14 protein-coding genes are annotated in these 13102 nt (G+C 72.7%); 6 read left to right on the top strand and 8 right to left on the bottom strand.

The window, feature by feature from the left end; translation table 11 throughout:
- The first annotated feature begins 6 nt into the window (after window positions 1–6).
- Window positions 7–852: a sugar phosphate isomerase/epimerase family protein gene (locus BLQ63_RS21975; RefSeq protein WP_091039673.1), complete on the top strand. Its 846-nt coding sequence runs from the start codon at window positions 7–9 to the stop codon at window positions 850–852.
- A gap of 62 nt (window positions 853–914) precedes the next feature.
- On the opposite strand, the gene BLQ63_RS21970 is transcribed toward BLQ63_RS21975, so the two are convergent.
- Complete coding sequence (locus BLQ63_RS21970; RefSeq protein WP_091039672.1) at window positions 915–1922, bottom strand: LacI family DNA-binding transcriptional regulator; 1008 nt, start codon at window positions 1920–1922, stop codon at window positions 915–917.
- A gap of 143 nt (window positions 1923–2065) precedes the next feature.
- Between BLQ63_RS21970 and BLQ63_RS21965 the strand changes: the two genes are divergently transcribed.
- On the top strand, window positions 2066–2770 hold the full coding sequence (locus BLQ63_RS21965) for a ThuA domain-containing protein (protein ID WP_091039671.1): 705 nt from the start codon (window positions 2066–2068) through the stop codon (window positions 2768–2770).
- Window positions 2755–3846: a Gfo/Idh/MocA family protein gene (locus BLQ63_RS21960; RefSeq protein ID WP_091039670.1), complete on the top strand. Its 1092-nt coding sequence runs from the start codon at window positions 2755–2757 to the stop codon at window positions 3844–3846. The genes BLQ63_RS21965 and BLQ63_RS21960 overlap by 16 nt, the downstream gene beginning before the upstream one ends.
- 217 nt (window positions 3847–4063) lie before the next feature.
- Here the strand turns inward: BLQ63_RS21960 and BLQ63_RS21955 are convergent, their stop codons facing one another.
- The gene (locus BLQ63_RS21955) at window positions 4064–4894 is read right to left on the bottom strand and encodes an AraC family ligand binding domain-containing protein (RefSeq protein WP_091039669.1); all 831 of its coding nucleotides are present in this window, start codon (window positions 4892–4894) and stop codon (window positions 4064–4066) included.
- Here BLQ63_RS21955 and BLQ63_RS21950 point away from each other — a divergent pair.
- The gene (locus BLQ63_RS21950) at window positions 4893–5324 is read left to right on the top strand and encodes a DUF2000 domain-containing protein (protein ID WP_091039668.1); all 432 of its coding nucleotides are present in this window, start codon (window positions 4893–4895) and stop codon (window positions 5322–5324) included. The two genes, BLQ63_RS21955 and BLQ63_RS21950, sit on opposite strands and share 2 nt — an antisense overlap.
- Before the next feature lie 39 nt (window positions 5325–5363).
- Here the strand turns inward: BLQ63_RS21950 and BLQ63_RS21945 are convergent, their stop codons facing one another.
- From BLQ63_RS21945 to BLQ63_RS21925, 5 genes are all read right to left on the bottom strand, one after another.
- Window positions 5364–6296: a UbiA family prenyltransferase gene (locus tag BLQ63_RS21945; RefSeq protein WP_091039667.1), complete on the bottom strand. Its 933-nt coding sequence runs from the start codon at window positions 6294–6296 to the stop codon at window positions 5364–5366.
- A 261-nt stretch (window positions 6297–6557) separates the two neighbouring features.
- Complete coding sequence (locus BLQ63_RS21940) at window positions 6558–7730, bottom strand: ABC transporter permease (RefSeq protein WP_091039666.1); 1173 nt, start codon at window positions 7728–7730, stop codon at window positions 6558–6560.
- A complete protein-coding gene (locus BLQ63_RS21935) occupies window positions 7717–8400 on the bottom strand; it encodes an ABC transporter ATP-binding protein (RefSeq protein WP_245681046.1) in 684 nt (227 codons plus the stop codon). The genes BLQ63_RS21940 and BLQ63_RS21935 overlap by 14 nt, the downstream gene beginning before the upstream one ends.
- Window positions 8397–9443: a peptidoglycan-binding protein gene (locus BLQ63_RS21930; RefSeq protein ID WP_143015040.1), complete on the bottom strand. Its 1047-nt coding sequence runs from the start codon at window positions 9441–9443 to the stop codon at window positions 8397–8399. Before BLQ63_RS21930 ends, BLQ63_RS21935 begins: the two co-directional genes overlap by 4 nt.
- Window positions 9440–9949, bottom strand: a complete 510-nt coding sequence (locus BLQ63_RS21925) for a hypothetical protein (RefSeq protein WP_143015039.1) — start codon at window positions 9947–9949, stop codon at window positions 9440–9442. The genes BLQ63_RS21930 and BLQ63_RS21925 overlap by 4 nt, the downstream gene beginning before the upstream one ends.
- 142 nt (window positions 9950–10091) lie before the next feature.
- On the opposite strand from BLQ63_RS21925, the gene BLQ63_RS21920 reads away from it, so the two are divergent.
- Both BLQ63_RS21920 and BLQ63_RS21915 read left to right on the top strand, forming a co-directional pair.
- On the top strand, window positions 10092–10760 hold the full coding sequence (locus BLQ63_RS21920; RefSeq protein WP_091039663.1) for a response regulator transcription factor: 669 nt from the start codon (window positions 10092–10094) through the stop codon (window positions 10758–10760).
- Window positions 10757–11908 (top strand): sensor histidine kinase, encoded by a 1152-nt coding sequence (locus tag BLQ63_RS21915; RefSeq protein WP_091039662.1) that lies wholly within the window; start codon window positions 10757–10759, stop codon window positions 11906–11908. Before BLQ63_RS21920 ends, BLQ63_RS21915 begins: the two co-directional genes overlap by 4 nt.
- 6 nt (window positions 11909–11914) lie before the next feature.
- On the opposite strand, the gene BLQ63_RS21910 is transcribed toward BLQ63_RS21915, so the two are convergent.
- Window positions 11915–13072 (bottom strand): GyrI-like domain-containing protein, encoded by a 1158-nt coding sequence (locus BLQ63_RS21910; RefSeq protein WP_091039661.1) that lies wholly within the window; start codon window positions 13070–13072, stop codon window positions 11915–11917.
- Between the last annotated feature and the right edge of the window lie 30 nt (window positions 13073–13102).

Raw genomic sequence — 13102 nt, 5'->3', positions numbered from 1 at the left:
GCCGCAATGAGCCGGATCGGCGTCCAGGCCTACACACTGCGAGACGAGTTCGCCCGGCGAGGCGTGTTCGAGACCTTCCGCCTGGCCCGCGAGATCGGGTACCGCACGGCCGAGGTCTCCGCGGTCGCGATGACCCCCGAGAACGTGGCCGAACTCGTGCGGGTCCGCGACGAGCTCGGCGTCGAGTTCGCCTCGATCTCCGGCGGCGTGACCGGCGAGGAGTCCCTCACCGCGACGTTCGACAAGTTCGTTTCGGACGCGAACGCCTTGGGCGCGAGCATGATCCGCATCGGGATGCTCCCACCGGAGTCGATGGCGACCCCGGAGACCGTGGGCGCCTTCGCCGACACGTGCAACGAGATCGCGGCCCGCCTCCGGGACCACGGCATCAGCCTCCACTACCACAACCACCACGTCGACTTCGCCAAGTACGACGGGAGGTTCCTCCTCGACGTCGTCGCCGAGCGCTCCCCGCTCGTGGGCCTGGAGATCGACGCCCACTGGGTCCAGCGCGGCGGGCTCGACCCGGTCGCGACGCTGCGGAAGTACGCCGGGCGCGTCGCCATGGTGCACCTCAAGGACTACCGCATCGCCCGCCTGGACCCCGAGGCCTACGCGGCCCTCGCCGCGGGCGACCGCGAGCCCTGGCAGGAAGGCCTCAAGCAGGTCGTCCAGTTCGCCGAGGTCGGCGAGGGCAACCTCGACTGGCACGCGATCATCGCGGCCGCCGACGAGGCGGGCGCCGTGCACCTCCTGGTGGAGCAGGACGAGTGCTACGGCCGCACCGCGTTCGAGAGCCTCCGGATCTCGTACGACAACCTCGTCGCCATGGGCTACGGGGACCGCTTCTGACGCCGCACCGCACCGCCGATGCCGCGGTCACCTGGGCCCGGACCCGCCGAGGCGCGCGGGGCTCATCGCGCCGCGGTCGAGCCGCGCACGATGAGTGTGGTCGCCAGCTCTTCCCGCGGGGCGTCCGGGGGCGGGTCGGCCATGATGCGCAGCAGCATCCGCATCGCGGACTCGCCCATCTCGGTGATCGGCTGGCGCACCGTGGTCAGCGCGGGGCGCAGCCACTGCGCCTCGGGCAGGTCGTCGAACCCGACGACGCTGACGTCCTCGGGAATGCGCAGCCCCAGCGACTCCGCGGCCTCGTACACGGCCGCGGCGATGTTGTCGGTGCACGCGAAGACCGCCGTGGGCGCCTCTGCGCCGTCGAGGAGCGAGCGGGCCGCCGTCGCCGCGCCCTTCTCGGACCATTCGATGTGGACCACCCGCAGTCGCGTCGACTCCACACCGGACTGCATTGCGGCCGAACGGAACCCGTCGACCCTGGCCTGGCTGTAGAGGTGCCTGCGGCCGGCCCCGAGCACCCCGAGCCGGCGGTGCCCGAGCCCGATCAGGTGCTCGGCGGCGGCGCGGCCGCCCGCCCAGTTCGCGGCCCCCACGCTCGCGACGGTGCTCGGCGGCGGCGTCACCGGGTCGAGCAGGACCACCGGGACCTGCGCGGCGGCCAATGTCGCCAGCTGCTCGGCCGTCACGTCGACCAGCGCGAGCACCGCGCCGCGCAGGTTCCGCTCCAGCAGCCGGGTCAGCCAGGCGTCGTCCCTGCGGGCCACCGAGAGCATCAGGTCGACCCCGGCCGCCGTGGCGGCGCGTTCGACGCCCATGAGGGCCCGGTTCGCCCAGGTCCCCTCGACCCCGCTCAACACCAGGTCCACAAGAGACGGACGATCGATCCGCGGCACCGCGCCCCGGCCCGAGCGCCCGCGGTACCCCAGATCGGCCACGGCGCGCATCACCCGCGCCCGCGTGCCCGCCGAGACGTCCGAGCGTCCGCTGAGGACCTTCGAGACCGTCGGCACGGACGTGCCGGCCGCCGCCGCCACGTCGGCGAGGGTCGTCCGCTGGCCGTTCTGCATGGACGCAGCCTAGCCAACCGCGAAAAGTTGCGCAAATTCAGCCCGCAAAACAATCCTTGCTTCATGGTCGGACTCGTGAAACAATGATCGCCGGCGCCCCTCTCCACTCACAATTTGCGCAACTTTTGGAGCGAATACCTCCCATGGCAACACAGAGCAAGCGCGCGCTGGTCGTGCGCGGCGGATGGGACGGGCACCAGCCCGTCGAGGCCACCGACTCGTTCCTGCCCTTCCTGAACGAGCACGGGTACGACGTCCGCGTCGAGGACACCACCGCCGTCTACGCGGACGCGGGCTACATGGCGACGGTCGACCTCATCGTCCAGACCAACACCATGAACAAGATCGAGCGCGACGAGCTGAGCGGCCTCATCGCCGCGGTCGAGAGCGGCACCGGCATGGCCGGCTGGCACGGCGGCATCGCCGACTCCTACCGCAACAGCTCGGACTACCTCCAGTTCATCGGCGGCCAGTTCGCGACCCACCCCACCAGGGCCCCGCGCGAGGAGCTCAAGGGCGAGGCCGCCGACTGCTTCGTCCAGTACACGGTCAACATCGTCCCCGAGCAGGCCGACCACCCGATCGTCAAGGGCATCGACGACTTCGAGCTCGACACCGAGCAGTACTGGGTCCTCTCGGACGAGTACAACGACGTCCTCGCGACCACCACGATCCCCGTGACCTCCTACCACCCGTGGCACCGGCCGATCACCTGCCCGGCCGTCTGGACCCGCCAGTGGGGCCAGGGCCGGATCTTCGTGTCGACCCCGGGCCACGACATGGGCGTCCTCGCGGACCCGAACGTGCGCACCATCATCGAGAGGGGCATCCTGTGGGCCAGCCGCTGAGGATCGGCATCGTCGGCGTCGGGGCGATCTCCGGCGCGTACCTCTCCACGTTCGAGCGCCTGGACGCGGTCCGCCTCACCGCGATCGCCGACGTCGACGCCGAGCGCGCCAAGACCGTCGCCGCGGAGCGGGGCGTCCGCGCCCTCTCGGTCGACGAACTGGTGACCGACCCCGAGGTGGACCTGGTCCTCAACCTCACCATCCCGGCCGCGCACGCCGAGATCGCGCTCAAGGCCATCGCGGCCGGCAAGCACGTCTACGGCGAGAAGCCGCTCGCCGCGACGCTCGAGGACGCGAAGCGCATCGTCGACGCGGGCCGCGAGGCGGGCGTGCGCGTGGGATGCGCGCCCGACACGGTCCTCGGGACCGGCGTCCAGACGGCCCGCAAGGCCATCGACGACGGCGCGATCGGCGCCCCGGTCGCCGCCACGGCCACGATGATGACGCCCGGCCACGAACGCTGGCACCCGAACCCGGACTTCTACTACCAGCCCGGCGGCGGCCCGCTGCTCGACATGGGCCCGTACTACGTGACCGCGCTGGTCACGCTCCTCGGCCCGGTCGCCTCGGTGATCGGCGCCGCGAGCCACACGCGCGAGACGCGCACGATCGGCTCGGGCCCCCGTGCGGGCGAGGTCGTCCCGGTGGACATCGACACCCACGTCACGGGCGTGCTCCGGCACGAGTCCGGCGCGCTGTCGACCCTCGTGATGAGCTTCGACTCGGTCGCCACCCGCGCCTCGAACATCGAGGTCCACGGCCAGGCCGGATCGCTCATCGTGCCCGACCCGAACAACTTCGACGGCGAGGTGCGCCTGCACGCGCTCGGCGGCGAATGGGAGACGCTGGAGCCGAGCGCCGGCTACCGGGACGCGGCGCGCGGCTACGGCCTCGCCGACCTCGCGGCCACTGCGGAGGGCGTGCCCGCCCGCGCCGACGGCGACCTGGCCTACCACGTGCTCGACATCATGACCTCGCTGCTGGCGTCCGCCGACGGCGGCGCCGCTGTCACCGTCGCGAGCACCTGCGACCGCCCCGCGGCGGTCCCGCTCCAGGACGCGCCGAAGGCGGTCTGACCGACCGGGCGGCGCCGTCAGGGCCGGCAGGCTGCTGACGGCACCGCCCGCAGTGCATGGAAATGGTGAGACTCGGCCGACGGGCACGCCGGAAACCTCAGCGGGCCTCGGGGTTGGGCCCCCGGTCTGCAAGGGTGCCGGGCGGGTACGACACTCCGGCGGCTCGACCGCGACGCCATGAGCGGGTTCACTCCCGCGGAGCCGAGCGGCCGACTCCTCAGGCCGCGTAGCGGGCCGGCGTGGTGCCCACGATCCGCTTGAAGTGGCGCGTCAGGTGCGACTGGTCGTGGAAGCCGGTGCCCGCCGCGACGGCGTGCGCCGGCCGGCCGGCGAGCAGCATCCGCCTCGCCCGGTCAACCCGGCGGCTCAGCAGATACTGGTGCGGCGCGATGCCGAACTCGATCCCGAAGGCCCGCACCAGATGTGCCGGGTGCGCGTACAGCAGCGCCGCCGCCTCCCGCAGACTCACGCCCGCGGTGATCCGCTCGTCCAACAGATCCCTCATGCGATGGGCGAGCCGCCGGTCCCGCTCGGGCGCCGCAGTGCCGTGCTCCCGGCGCAGATGCCCGCGCAGCCGCTCGGCGATCAGCTCGACCCGGCTCTCGGCCTCCAGCTCGTCGCCGGGGCCCAGGACGCCGTGCAGGCGGTGGATCTGCTGCCGCAGCAGCGGATCGGCGATCTCGGGGCTGTCGACCGCGCGGCCGGCGAGCGCGCCGTCGAGCAGCGTCGCGTCGAGGTACAGCACCCGCTTGCGGAACCCGTGCGGCGTCGCCGAGCGGCCGTCGTGTGCCACCAGCGGCGGCAGCAGCGTGACCATGCCGTCCAGCGCGCCGTGCTCGTGCCGGTCCAGGTCGTACCTGACCGCGCCCTCGTCGATGATGAGCAGCGTCCACGTGTCGTGGACGTGCATCGGATAGGCGTGGTCGGTGAAATGGGCGTGGAAGGCCTCCGCGATCCCGCCCACGGGCGGCCGCCAAGCCCTGATCTCCGAAGCCACGTTAAGAACGTACAAGACTCGGAGCCGGACGATTCGTAGCGTTGCACGCATGGAGCAAGAGAGTGCACCCGTGCGTTTCGACACCAAGATCGCGGTCCTGCTGCGCGAGGACCTCGCGGTCTGGCAGCGGCTGAACGTGACGGCCTTCCTCGTTAGCGGGATCGGGACCACCGAGCCCGAGGTGATCGGCGAGCCGTACGCGGACGCCGACGGCGTCGGCTACCTGTCGATGTTCCGCCAGCCCGTGATGGTCCTCGAAGGGTCGGCGGAGGTGCTGGGCGCCGCGCACGCCCGGGCCGTCAAGCGTGGGCTGCGCCTGTCGGTCTTCACGACCGAGCTGTTCGCCACCGGCAACGACCAGGACAACCGCCTCGCCGTCGGCGCCGTGGCGACCGACAAGCTCGACCTCGCCGGGATCGGCGTCTACGGTCCCCGCAACGCGGTCGACCGGGTCGTCAAGGGCGCCCGCATGCACCCCTGACCTGTGACGCGGCGCGCACCGGCCGTGCGCGCCGCGGCGTCAGAGGGCGTCGATGTACGTCAAAGCGAAGCCCGCGCACGGGACCACGTACGCGCAGGCCACGACCGTGATCGCGGTGAACGACGGCCGGTCCCGCAGCAGGCGCCGGTACATGACCAGCAGCACCGGCGTCGCCACCAACTGGAGCGGCACGAGCGAGGCGTCGAGCACGATGCCGTTGAGCGACAAGAGGAACGCGAGCACCGCGCTCGCCGTCCACAGCGCGAACCCGAGCTCGAAGACCGCGCGGGGGCCGAGGGACACCGCGATCGTCCCGATGCCCGCCGCCCGGTCGGCGTCGCGGTCGGCCGCGGTCGTCGGCAGGTACAGTCCGGCTGCCGCCAGTACGCCGACCACGGCGATCGGCCACGGGAAGCCCTGCGCCCCACCGGTGAACGCGACCCACCCGCCCAGCGGACCGACCACCCCGATGACCGCGTTCGCCAGCAGATCGGCCCCCGGCCTGGCCTTCAACCGGATCGGCGGCGCGCTGTAGGCCCACCCGAGCAGCACCACCAGCGCGCACCCCACGGTGAACAGCGCCCCGAGCGGGATCGCGGCCAGCACGGTCAGGACCCCCGCGGCCACCGCGATCCGGAACGCCCCGCGCGCCGAGATCCGGCCCGCGACCAGCGGCGAGCCGGCCTTACGCGGGTTGATCCGGTCCGTGGCCAGGTCGTGCGCGTCGTTGACCGCGAGCACCGCGAGCCACAGGAGCGGGCCGGACACCAGGAGCAGGTGCGCCATCGTCACCACCTCCTGTCCACGAGGGACGATGCGGTGCGTCGCGAGCACGAACCCGATCTCCGCCATCACGATCGACGCGATCCAGAAGCGGGGCCGGGACACGGCCAGCACGTCGAGCGCCCGGCGGCGCGGATCCGCCCGGTCGAGCCGGACCGCCGGGGGCGTTTGCAGGCGTGGCGAAGTCATGGATCCAGTCTCGAATCACGGGGGCCCGCGGGCCTCCCTCCGCAGCGTGAAGCGGCTCCCTCGCGCGAGGGAGCGCGGGCCTCCGGTGGACCCACCGGGAGCGCCGCGATCCGAAGCGCCGAACCGGGTGCCGACTGCGTACTCGTTCGCCGCGTTGTCGGCCGCCCGGCCCGGATCCGTCGCGATTCGCTCCGATCCCAAGGCCCGCAGTAGGCGACGGCGCGCGGGCGGCCCGGCCCCCCTCCGGCCGGGCCGCCCCGATCACGGCGCGGTCAGCGCCTCCGTGGGGGAGAGCCTGGCGGCCTTCACCGCCGGATACAGCCCGGCGATCGCGCCGATCGCCGCCGTCGCCGCGACGCCCCCGCCCAGCACCCACGCCGGAATCGTCGGCGGCCAGCCCTGCCACGTGGCGTACGCGGCCGTGATGGCCGAACCGAGCACCACCCCGCCCGCGCCGCCCAGCAGCGACAAGAGCAGCGACTCGGCCAGGAACTGGCCCCGCACGTCCGCCCGGGTCGCCCCGAGCGAGCGCCGCAGCCCGATCTCGCCGCGCCGCTCCAGCACCGAGATGACCATCGTGTTCGCCACCCCGACACCGCCCACCAGCAGCGCCACCGCACCGAGCCCCAGCAGCAGCCCCGTGAAGGACGCCTCCGCGGCCTCGGCCGCGACCAGCGCGTCCGAAGGGCGCGACACGTCGACCTCCTCCGGGTGCTCGGGATTCGCGGTCGCCCCGAGCACCGCCTGCACGTCGGCCACCGCCGACTCGGCGGCCCTGGTGTACACCTCCGTGGCGTGCAGGTCGAAGTCCAGGTACGTCTCGGCGGCCTCCCAGCCGACGAGCGCGGCCGTGTCCAGCTCCGGCGCCAGCTCGACCGGCTCGAGCACCCCGACCACGGCGAACCACTGCCCGCCCAGCCAGATCTGCACGTCCGGCCCCGCGGTCACCCCGAGCGCCGCGGCGGCGTCCGAACCGAGGACCGCCGCCGGGAAGTCCCCGGCGGCCCCGTCGATCCACTGCCCGGCCGCGACCTCGCCGCCGACCACGTCGAGCAGGTCCGCCTCCGCGGCCTTCACGGTGATGCCGCCCGACTCGTTCTCGGGGATCTGATCGGTCCGGTACACCTTCGCGTCCGCCACCGTGCCCGTGGCCGCCGCCGACTCGACCGGCGCGATCCGCTCGATCATCGTCACCGCCTCCAGCGGCAGCTGCGACTCGCCGCCGAACAGCGCCTGGCCCGGCCCCACGGTGAGCAGGTTCGTGCCCAGCTCGTCGAGCTTGCGGTCCAGCTCGGCCGAACTCGACGCCGAGATCCCCACGACCGCCGTCATCGCCGCGATCCCGATCGCGATCCCGATGGCCGACAACGTCACCCGCAGCGGGCGCGTGCGCAGACCGTGCACCCCGACGCGCAGCAGATCAGTCCAGCGCATCGCGCACCACCCGGCCGTCCTTCATCTCGATGCGCCGCGGCAGGCTCGCGGCGATGTCGCGGTCGTGCGTGATGATCACGACCGTCGTACCCCCTTCGTGCAGTCCCCGCAGCAGCGCCATCACGGTCGTCCCCGACACCGAGTCGAGGTTGCCCGTCGGCTCGTCGGCCAGCAGCAGGCTCGGCCCGCCCACGATCGCCCGGGCGATCGCGACGCGCTGGCGCTCCCCGCCCGACAGCTCGTGCGGGCGGTGCCCGACCCGGTGCGACAGGCCCACCCGGTCGAGCGCCGCCGCGGCGGCCTCGCGCCGCTTCAGGCGCCGCTCCCCGCCGTACAGGAGCCCGTCCGCGACGTTGTCGAGCACCGACATGCCCTGCGCGAGATGGAACTGCTGGAACACGAACCCGAGTTCGGCCGCCCGCAGCCGCGACAGTCGCCGGTCCGACAGCGCCGAGACGTCCTCGCCCGCGACCCGCACCGTCCCCGACGTGGGCCGGTCGAGCGTCCCGGCCAGGTTCAGCAGCGTCGACTTGCCCGATCCCGAAGGGCCGCAGATCGCCACGAGCTCGCCCGCCCCAATCGCGAGCGACACCTCCTCCAGCGCCGTGACGCCCGGATAGGTCTTCGAGACCGCCTCCAGCGCGACCACGTCCACGACGGCACCGCTCACGACGGCACCGCCACGGTCATGCCCGCCGCCAGCTCGGGCGACTCGACCTCGACGCGCCCGTCGGCGAACACGCCGGTCTCCACCGGCACGAGCGTCGTCGCCGCGCCGTCCACGACCTCCACGCCGTAACCGCCCTCGCGCAGCGCCAGCAGCGCCTCCACCGGAACGGTGAGCACGTCCTCGCGGGTCTCGGCGACCAGCTCCACGGTGACCGGCGCGGACACCAGCTCCCCGAGCAGCGACTGGTCCTCGATGCGCACGGTGACCTCGACGGTCTCCGGCTCGTCCTCCTCGGGGTCGGTCGACCCGCTCACGGCCTGGCCGACCTCGGCGACCACGCCCGCGGCCTCGCCCCCGTCCGGGAGCGTCACCGTCACCGCCTGGTCCACGGCCACCAGGTCCTGGTCGGCGATCTCCAACTGCACGCTCACGCGCCGCTCGTTCGCCGTGTAGCCCAGGATCGGGCCGCTCGCCGGATCGCCCACGGCCGCGACCTGCTCGGCGACGCGCACCTCGTCGGGCGAGAACAGGACCGCGCCCACCGCGACCGCGCCGGTCTCCTCCATCCCGTTGTCATCCTGCCACTCCTCGACGGCCTCGGCCGTCGCGTCCGTGTAGGCGTCGTCCTCGGTGAACCCGCCGTAGCCCAGATCGGCCAGGTTCGACTCCAGCTGCGCCACATCGGGTCCCTCGACCCCCGGCGCCAGGTCCCTCCACAAGGGGAGGTCGCCCAGCATCGCGACCACCGGCACGTTGTCGACGTCGTACACCGCGTCGCCCGCACCGATCACCGTGCCCGCCTCCGGCAGCCAGGTCACGACCCCCGGCGCCGTCCCGTTCAGCGTCCGGACCGCCCCGTACGAGAGGGTCCCCACGACCTCCTCGGACTTCGCGAGGTCCTGCTGCTCGACCGCGGCCGTCGCACCGGGGTCCTCGGCCGACGCCGCCGGCTCCTCCCCGGACGCCAGGTACACCGCCCCGCCCGCGGCCAGACCGGCCGCCGCGACCGCGCCGACCGCGATCGCCACCGTGCGGCGCCTCATTCGCCGCGCATCTCTGCGAGCAGCGGCTGGCACGCCTCGAGCGCGGCGTCCCACTCCGGGTCGGCCTCGCCCTCTTCGAGCAGCGCCGGCCCGAAGCCGTCGTCACCCGGGTCCGGGAAGTCCTCGATACCGTTGTCCCGCATGCACTGCGAGAACTCCAGCATCGCGGCCTGGATCTCGGGGTCCGAGAGGTCCACCTCGCCGGAGGCCAGGTGCTCCTGGCAGGCCTCGACGGCCTCGGGCTCGTCCTCCATGACCTCGCGCAGCTCCTCCGCACCCTCGAAACCGCCCTCCGGATCGGGGTCGGGGAAGTCCACGCCCTGGTCGCGCATGCACTCGGCGAAGGCCTGGAGGCCCTCCTCCTCGGAGGCCGCCTCGCTCTGCGACGCCTCGCCCGTGGCCGAGCCGTCGGCGCTGGCGACCGAGTCGTCCGGCTCCTCGCTGCAGGCCGCGAACAGCATCAGCGCTGACAGCGCCGTCGCCGCGAGCCATACTCGTTGCATCATGTGCCGTCTCCTTTCAGAGACCATCGACATTGGTGCGGCAAGTGAAGCCCCCATCGCGTGTGTTCTCCGTGAGCGTTCGCGCTTACGCTGCCCTTACGGGGGCCCGAGCAGACTCGACGGCGAGCGACGGGAGGGACGCGGCATGCGCGTGCTGGTGGTGGAGGACGAGCGGATGCTCGCGGACGCGATAGCGAAGGGCCTGCGCGCGGAGGGCATGGCCGTCGACGTCTGCTACGACGGCGACGCCGCGCGGCTGCGCCTGGCCGCGTACGACTACGACGTGGCGGTCCTGGACCGGGACCTGCCGCGCGTCGGCGGCGACGACCTCACCCGCAAGATCGTCGCCGGGCCGCACGCGACCCGGATCCTCATGCTCACCGTCTCCTCGGGGATCGACGACCGAGTGAAGGGCCTGTCCCTGGGCGCCGACGACTACCTCGGGAAGCCGTTCGCGTTCAGCGAGCTCGTCGCCCGCGTGCGCGCGCTCGCCAGGCGGGCCTCGCCCGCCGCGCCGCCGGTGCTCGAACGCGCCGGGATCAGGCTCGACACGGTCGGGCGCCAGGTGTTCCGCGGCGAGCGGTACGTGCCGCTGTCGAAGAAGGAGTTCGGGGTGCTCGCCGAGCTGATGCGCCCGGGCGCCGCCGTCGTGTCCTCGGAGCGGCTGCTGGAGAAGGTCTGGGACGAGCACATCGACCCTGCGACGAACGTCGTCCGAGTGACGATGATGACGCTGCGCCGCAAGCTCGGCGACCCCGTCGTCATCGAGACCCTCCCGGGCTCGGGATACGTGATCCGCGAGGAGCGCCCATGAAGCTGCGCACGAGACTGACCCTCTGGTACGGCGGCGCGTTCTTCGCCGCCGGGGCCGTGCTCATCGCCGTCGTGTACCTGATCGTGCGCGACCGCATCGCACAGAACCTGCCCGACTTCGGCGCCTCGACGGACGAGATCCTCGCGGTGCGGTCGCAGCTCGGGGTGGACGAGCAGGAGCTCCTGTCGTTCATCCAGATGGCGGTCGACCGCCAGGAGGCCGCCAACGACGCGACCCTGCGTGCGGTCCTGATCTGGTCGGTCGCGGCGCTCGTCGTCGTGGGCCTGCTCGCCGTCGTGTTGGGCTTCCTCATGGCCTCGCGGGTGCTGCGCCCGATCGACGCGATCACCGACACCGCCAAGCGCGTCGCCGACCGGTCCCTGCACGAGCGCATCAACCTCAAGGGCCCCGGCGACGAGCTCAAGCGCCTCGCCGACACCTTCGACGGGATGCTCGGGCGCCTCGACCGGGCCTTCGAGGGCCAGCGCCGCTTCGTCGCGAACGCCTCCCACGAGCTGAAGACGCCGCTGGCGATCAACCGGACCCTGCTCGAGGTGGCCGCGGCCGAGCCCGGCGCCGACCACCGGATTCGGGACCTGGCCGCGAACCTGCTGGCGGTCAACGAGCGCCATGAGCGGCTCATCGACGGCCTCCTGACGCTCGCCGGGAGCGAGCAGGCGCCCGCCGATCCCGCGCCGGTCGACCTGGCCGACGTGGTGGCGCACGTGGCCGCCCAGTTCGCCGCCGAGGCCGACGCCGCCGGGGTGACCGTCGAGACCGAGGCCGCCGAGGCCGTGGTCGTCGGCGACGCCGCGCTCCTGGAGCGCCTCGTGTCGAACCTGATCGCCAACGGCATCAGGCACAACCATTCGGGCGGGACCCTACGAGTCGCGACCGGGACGGCGGACCGGCGGGCCCGCCTGACGGTGGCGAACACGGGACCGGTGGTGGCCGCCTACGAGATCGACGCGCTGTTCCAGCCGTTCCGGCGCGGCGAGGGCCGCGACCGCATCGAGTCGGTCAGAGGCGTGGGCCTCGGATTGTCCATCGTGGATTCGGTCACCCGGGTCCACGAGGCGGACCTCGCCGCCGTCTCCGAACCCGAGGGGGGCCTGCTCGTCACGGTCGTGTTCCCCGAGCCGGCCTGAGGCGGTTCAGCCGACCGGTCTGACCGGCTGCCTGAGGACGGTCTTGAGCTTGGCGGGCGCGGTCCGCCTCGGGTCGCTGAGGTAGATCTCGTGGTGGTCGCCGTTGAAGGTGAACCCGTTGGCGGGCATGTACTCGCGGTGCAGCCGGTCCAGCACGGGGGCCTCGTCGTCGTAGGAGCCGACGTGCATGATCTGGACGCAGGCGCCCTCGGCGAGGGTGAGCAGTCGGACGTCGGCGAGCGTGGGGTTGCCCCGCTTCCTCGCGGCGGTCTCGACGGCGTCGCGGACCATCGCCCCGGTGATCCACTCCGGCTGGCCGATCATCATGGTCCACGACCATGAACCCTTGTTCCGCTTGGTGAACGCGGCGGGGTCGTCCGCTCGCCACAGGCCTTCCAGCGGGGCGACCACGAAGTCGCGCCCGAGGGTGTTCCTGCTGGCGAACTTGAGCGTGTAGGCCACGCCGTACAGGGTCTCGACGGCTTCCGCGTACGCGGAGGAGGTGTTCGGATCGCCGTGCCCGTCGACGGCGATGTAGCGCAGCTCCGGCACCTCCACCACCGTGAAGTCCTTGGCAGACGGCGCGTACAGCGCCCGGTGCGCCTTCTTGACGTCGTACTTGTCCATGGTGCCCTCCTCGGTGAATGCGGCCAGCGTGGTCTCGGTCCATGCGAGATCGGCCGCGAGCATGGCCTCGCTGTAGTCGAAGATCGCCGCGGCGGAGGCGGGCAGCGGCTCCTGCGCCGAACGGGTCGCCGCGACCTCCTTGAGCTGCTCGCGCAGCGCCTCCAGTCGCAGTGCCAGCGCGGCGGCCACGTCGGCGTCCGGCAGGACCGGGCTGTTGGCCATGGCGATCAGGACGCGGGAGCGCAGCGGCGCCCGCGCCGCCAGCGCCTCCCGCGTCGCGGCCCCGCACAGGGCCCGGCCCGCGTCCGTCGCGCGGAAGACCGCGCGCGACCTGCCCGAGGCGGGCGCGCCGGTCCCCTCGATGAGGCCGCGCTTGGCGAGCTTGTCGAGCACGTAGTAGATCGAGGAGAAGCCGAGCGAGGTCCACTCGCGGACGCCGCGCTCCTCGATGACCCGCTCCAGCTCGTACCCGTGGCGCGGCCGCTCCACGAGCAGGCCGAGCACGGTGAACTCCCCGTCGGTCAACGCTGCGGTCATCCTCTTATTCTAGTACTGGAATATCGCTGC

It is taken from the genome of Glycomyces harbinensis (genome assembly GCF_900101745.1).
Lineage (GTDB): Bacteria > Actinomycetota > Actinomycetes > Mycobacteriales > Micromonosporaceae > Glycomyces > Glycomyces harbinensis.
Note: the sequence above shows the minus strand (reverse complement) of the source record. Positions and strands in the feature narration are given on the sequence as shown.

Excerpts from the sequence above, each read along its gene's own strand:
- BLQ63_RS21975 (WP_091039673.1), top strand. The coding sequence starts at position 7 with ATGAGCCGGATCGGCGTCCAGGCCTACACACTGCGAGACGAGTTCGCC.
- BLQ63_RS21970 (WP_091039672.1), bottom strand. The coding sequence starts at position 1,922 with ATGCAGAACGGCCAGCGGACGACCCTCGCCGACGTGGCGGCGGCGGCC.
- BLQ63_RS21965 (WP_091039671.1), top strand. The coding sequence starts at position 2,066 with ATGGCAACACAGAGCAAGCGCGCGCTGGTCGTGCGCGGCGGATGGGAC.
- BLQ63_RS21950 (WP_091039668.1), top strand. The coding sequence starts at position 4,893 with ATGGAGCAAGAGAGTGCACCCGTGCGTTTCGACACCAAGATCGCGGTC.
- BLQ63_RS21955 (WP_091039669.1), bottom strand. The coding sequence starts at position 4,894 with ATGCGTGCAACGCTACGAATCGTCCGGCTCCGAGTCTTGTACGTTCTT.
- BLQ63_RS21945 (WP_091039667.1), bottom strand. The coding sequence starts at position 6,296 with ATGACTTCGCCACGCCTGCAAACGCCCCCGGCGGTCCGGCTCGACCGG.
- BLQ63_RS21940 (WP_091039666.1), bottom strand. The coding sequence starts at position 7,730 with ATGCGCTGGACTGATCTGCTGCGCGTCGGGGTGCACGGTCTGCGCACG.
- BLQ63_RS21930 (WP_143015040.1), bottom strand. The coding sequence starts at position 9,443 with ATGAGGCGCCGCACGGTGGCGATCGCGGTCGGCGCGGTCGCGGCGGCC.
- BLQ63_RS21925 (WP_143015039.1), bottom strand. The coding sequence starts at position 9,949 with ATGATGCAACGAGTATGGCTCGCGGCGACGGCGCTGTCAGCGCTGATG.
- BLQ63_RS21920 (WP_091039663.1), top strand. The coding sequence starts at position 10,092 with ATGCGCGTGCTGGTGGTGGAGGACGAGCGGATGCTCGCGGACGCGATA.
- BLQ63_RS21915 (WP_091039662.1), top strand. The coding sequence starts at position 10,757 with ATGAAGCTGCGCACGAGACTGACCCTCTGGTACGGCGGCGCGTTCTTC.
- BLQ63_RS21910 (WP_091039661.1), bottom strand. The coding sequence starts at position 13,072 with ATGACCGCAGCGTTGACCGACGGGGAGTTCACCGTGCTCGGCCTGCTC.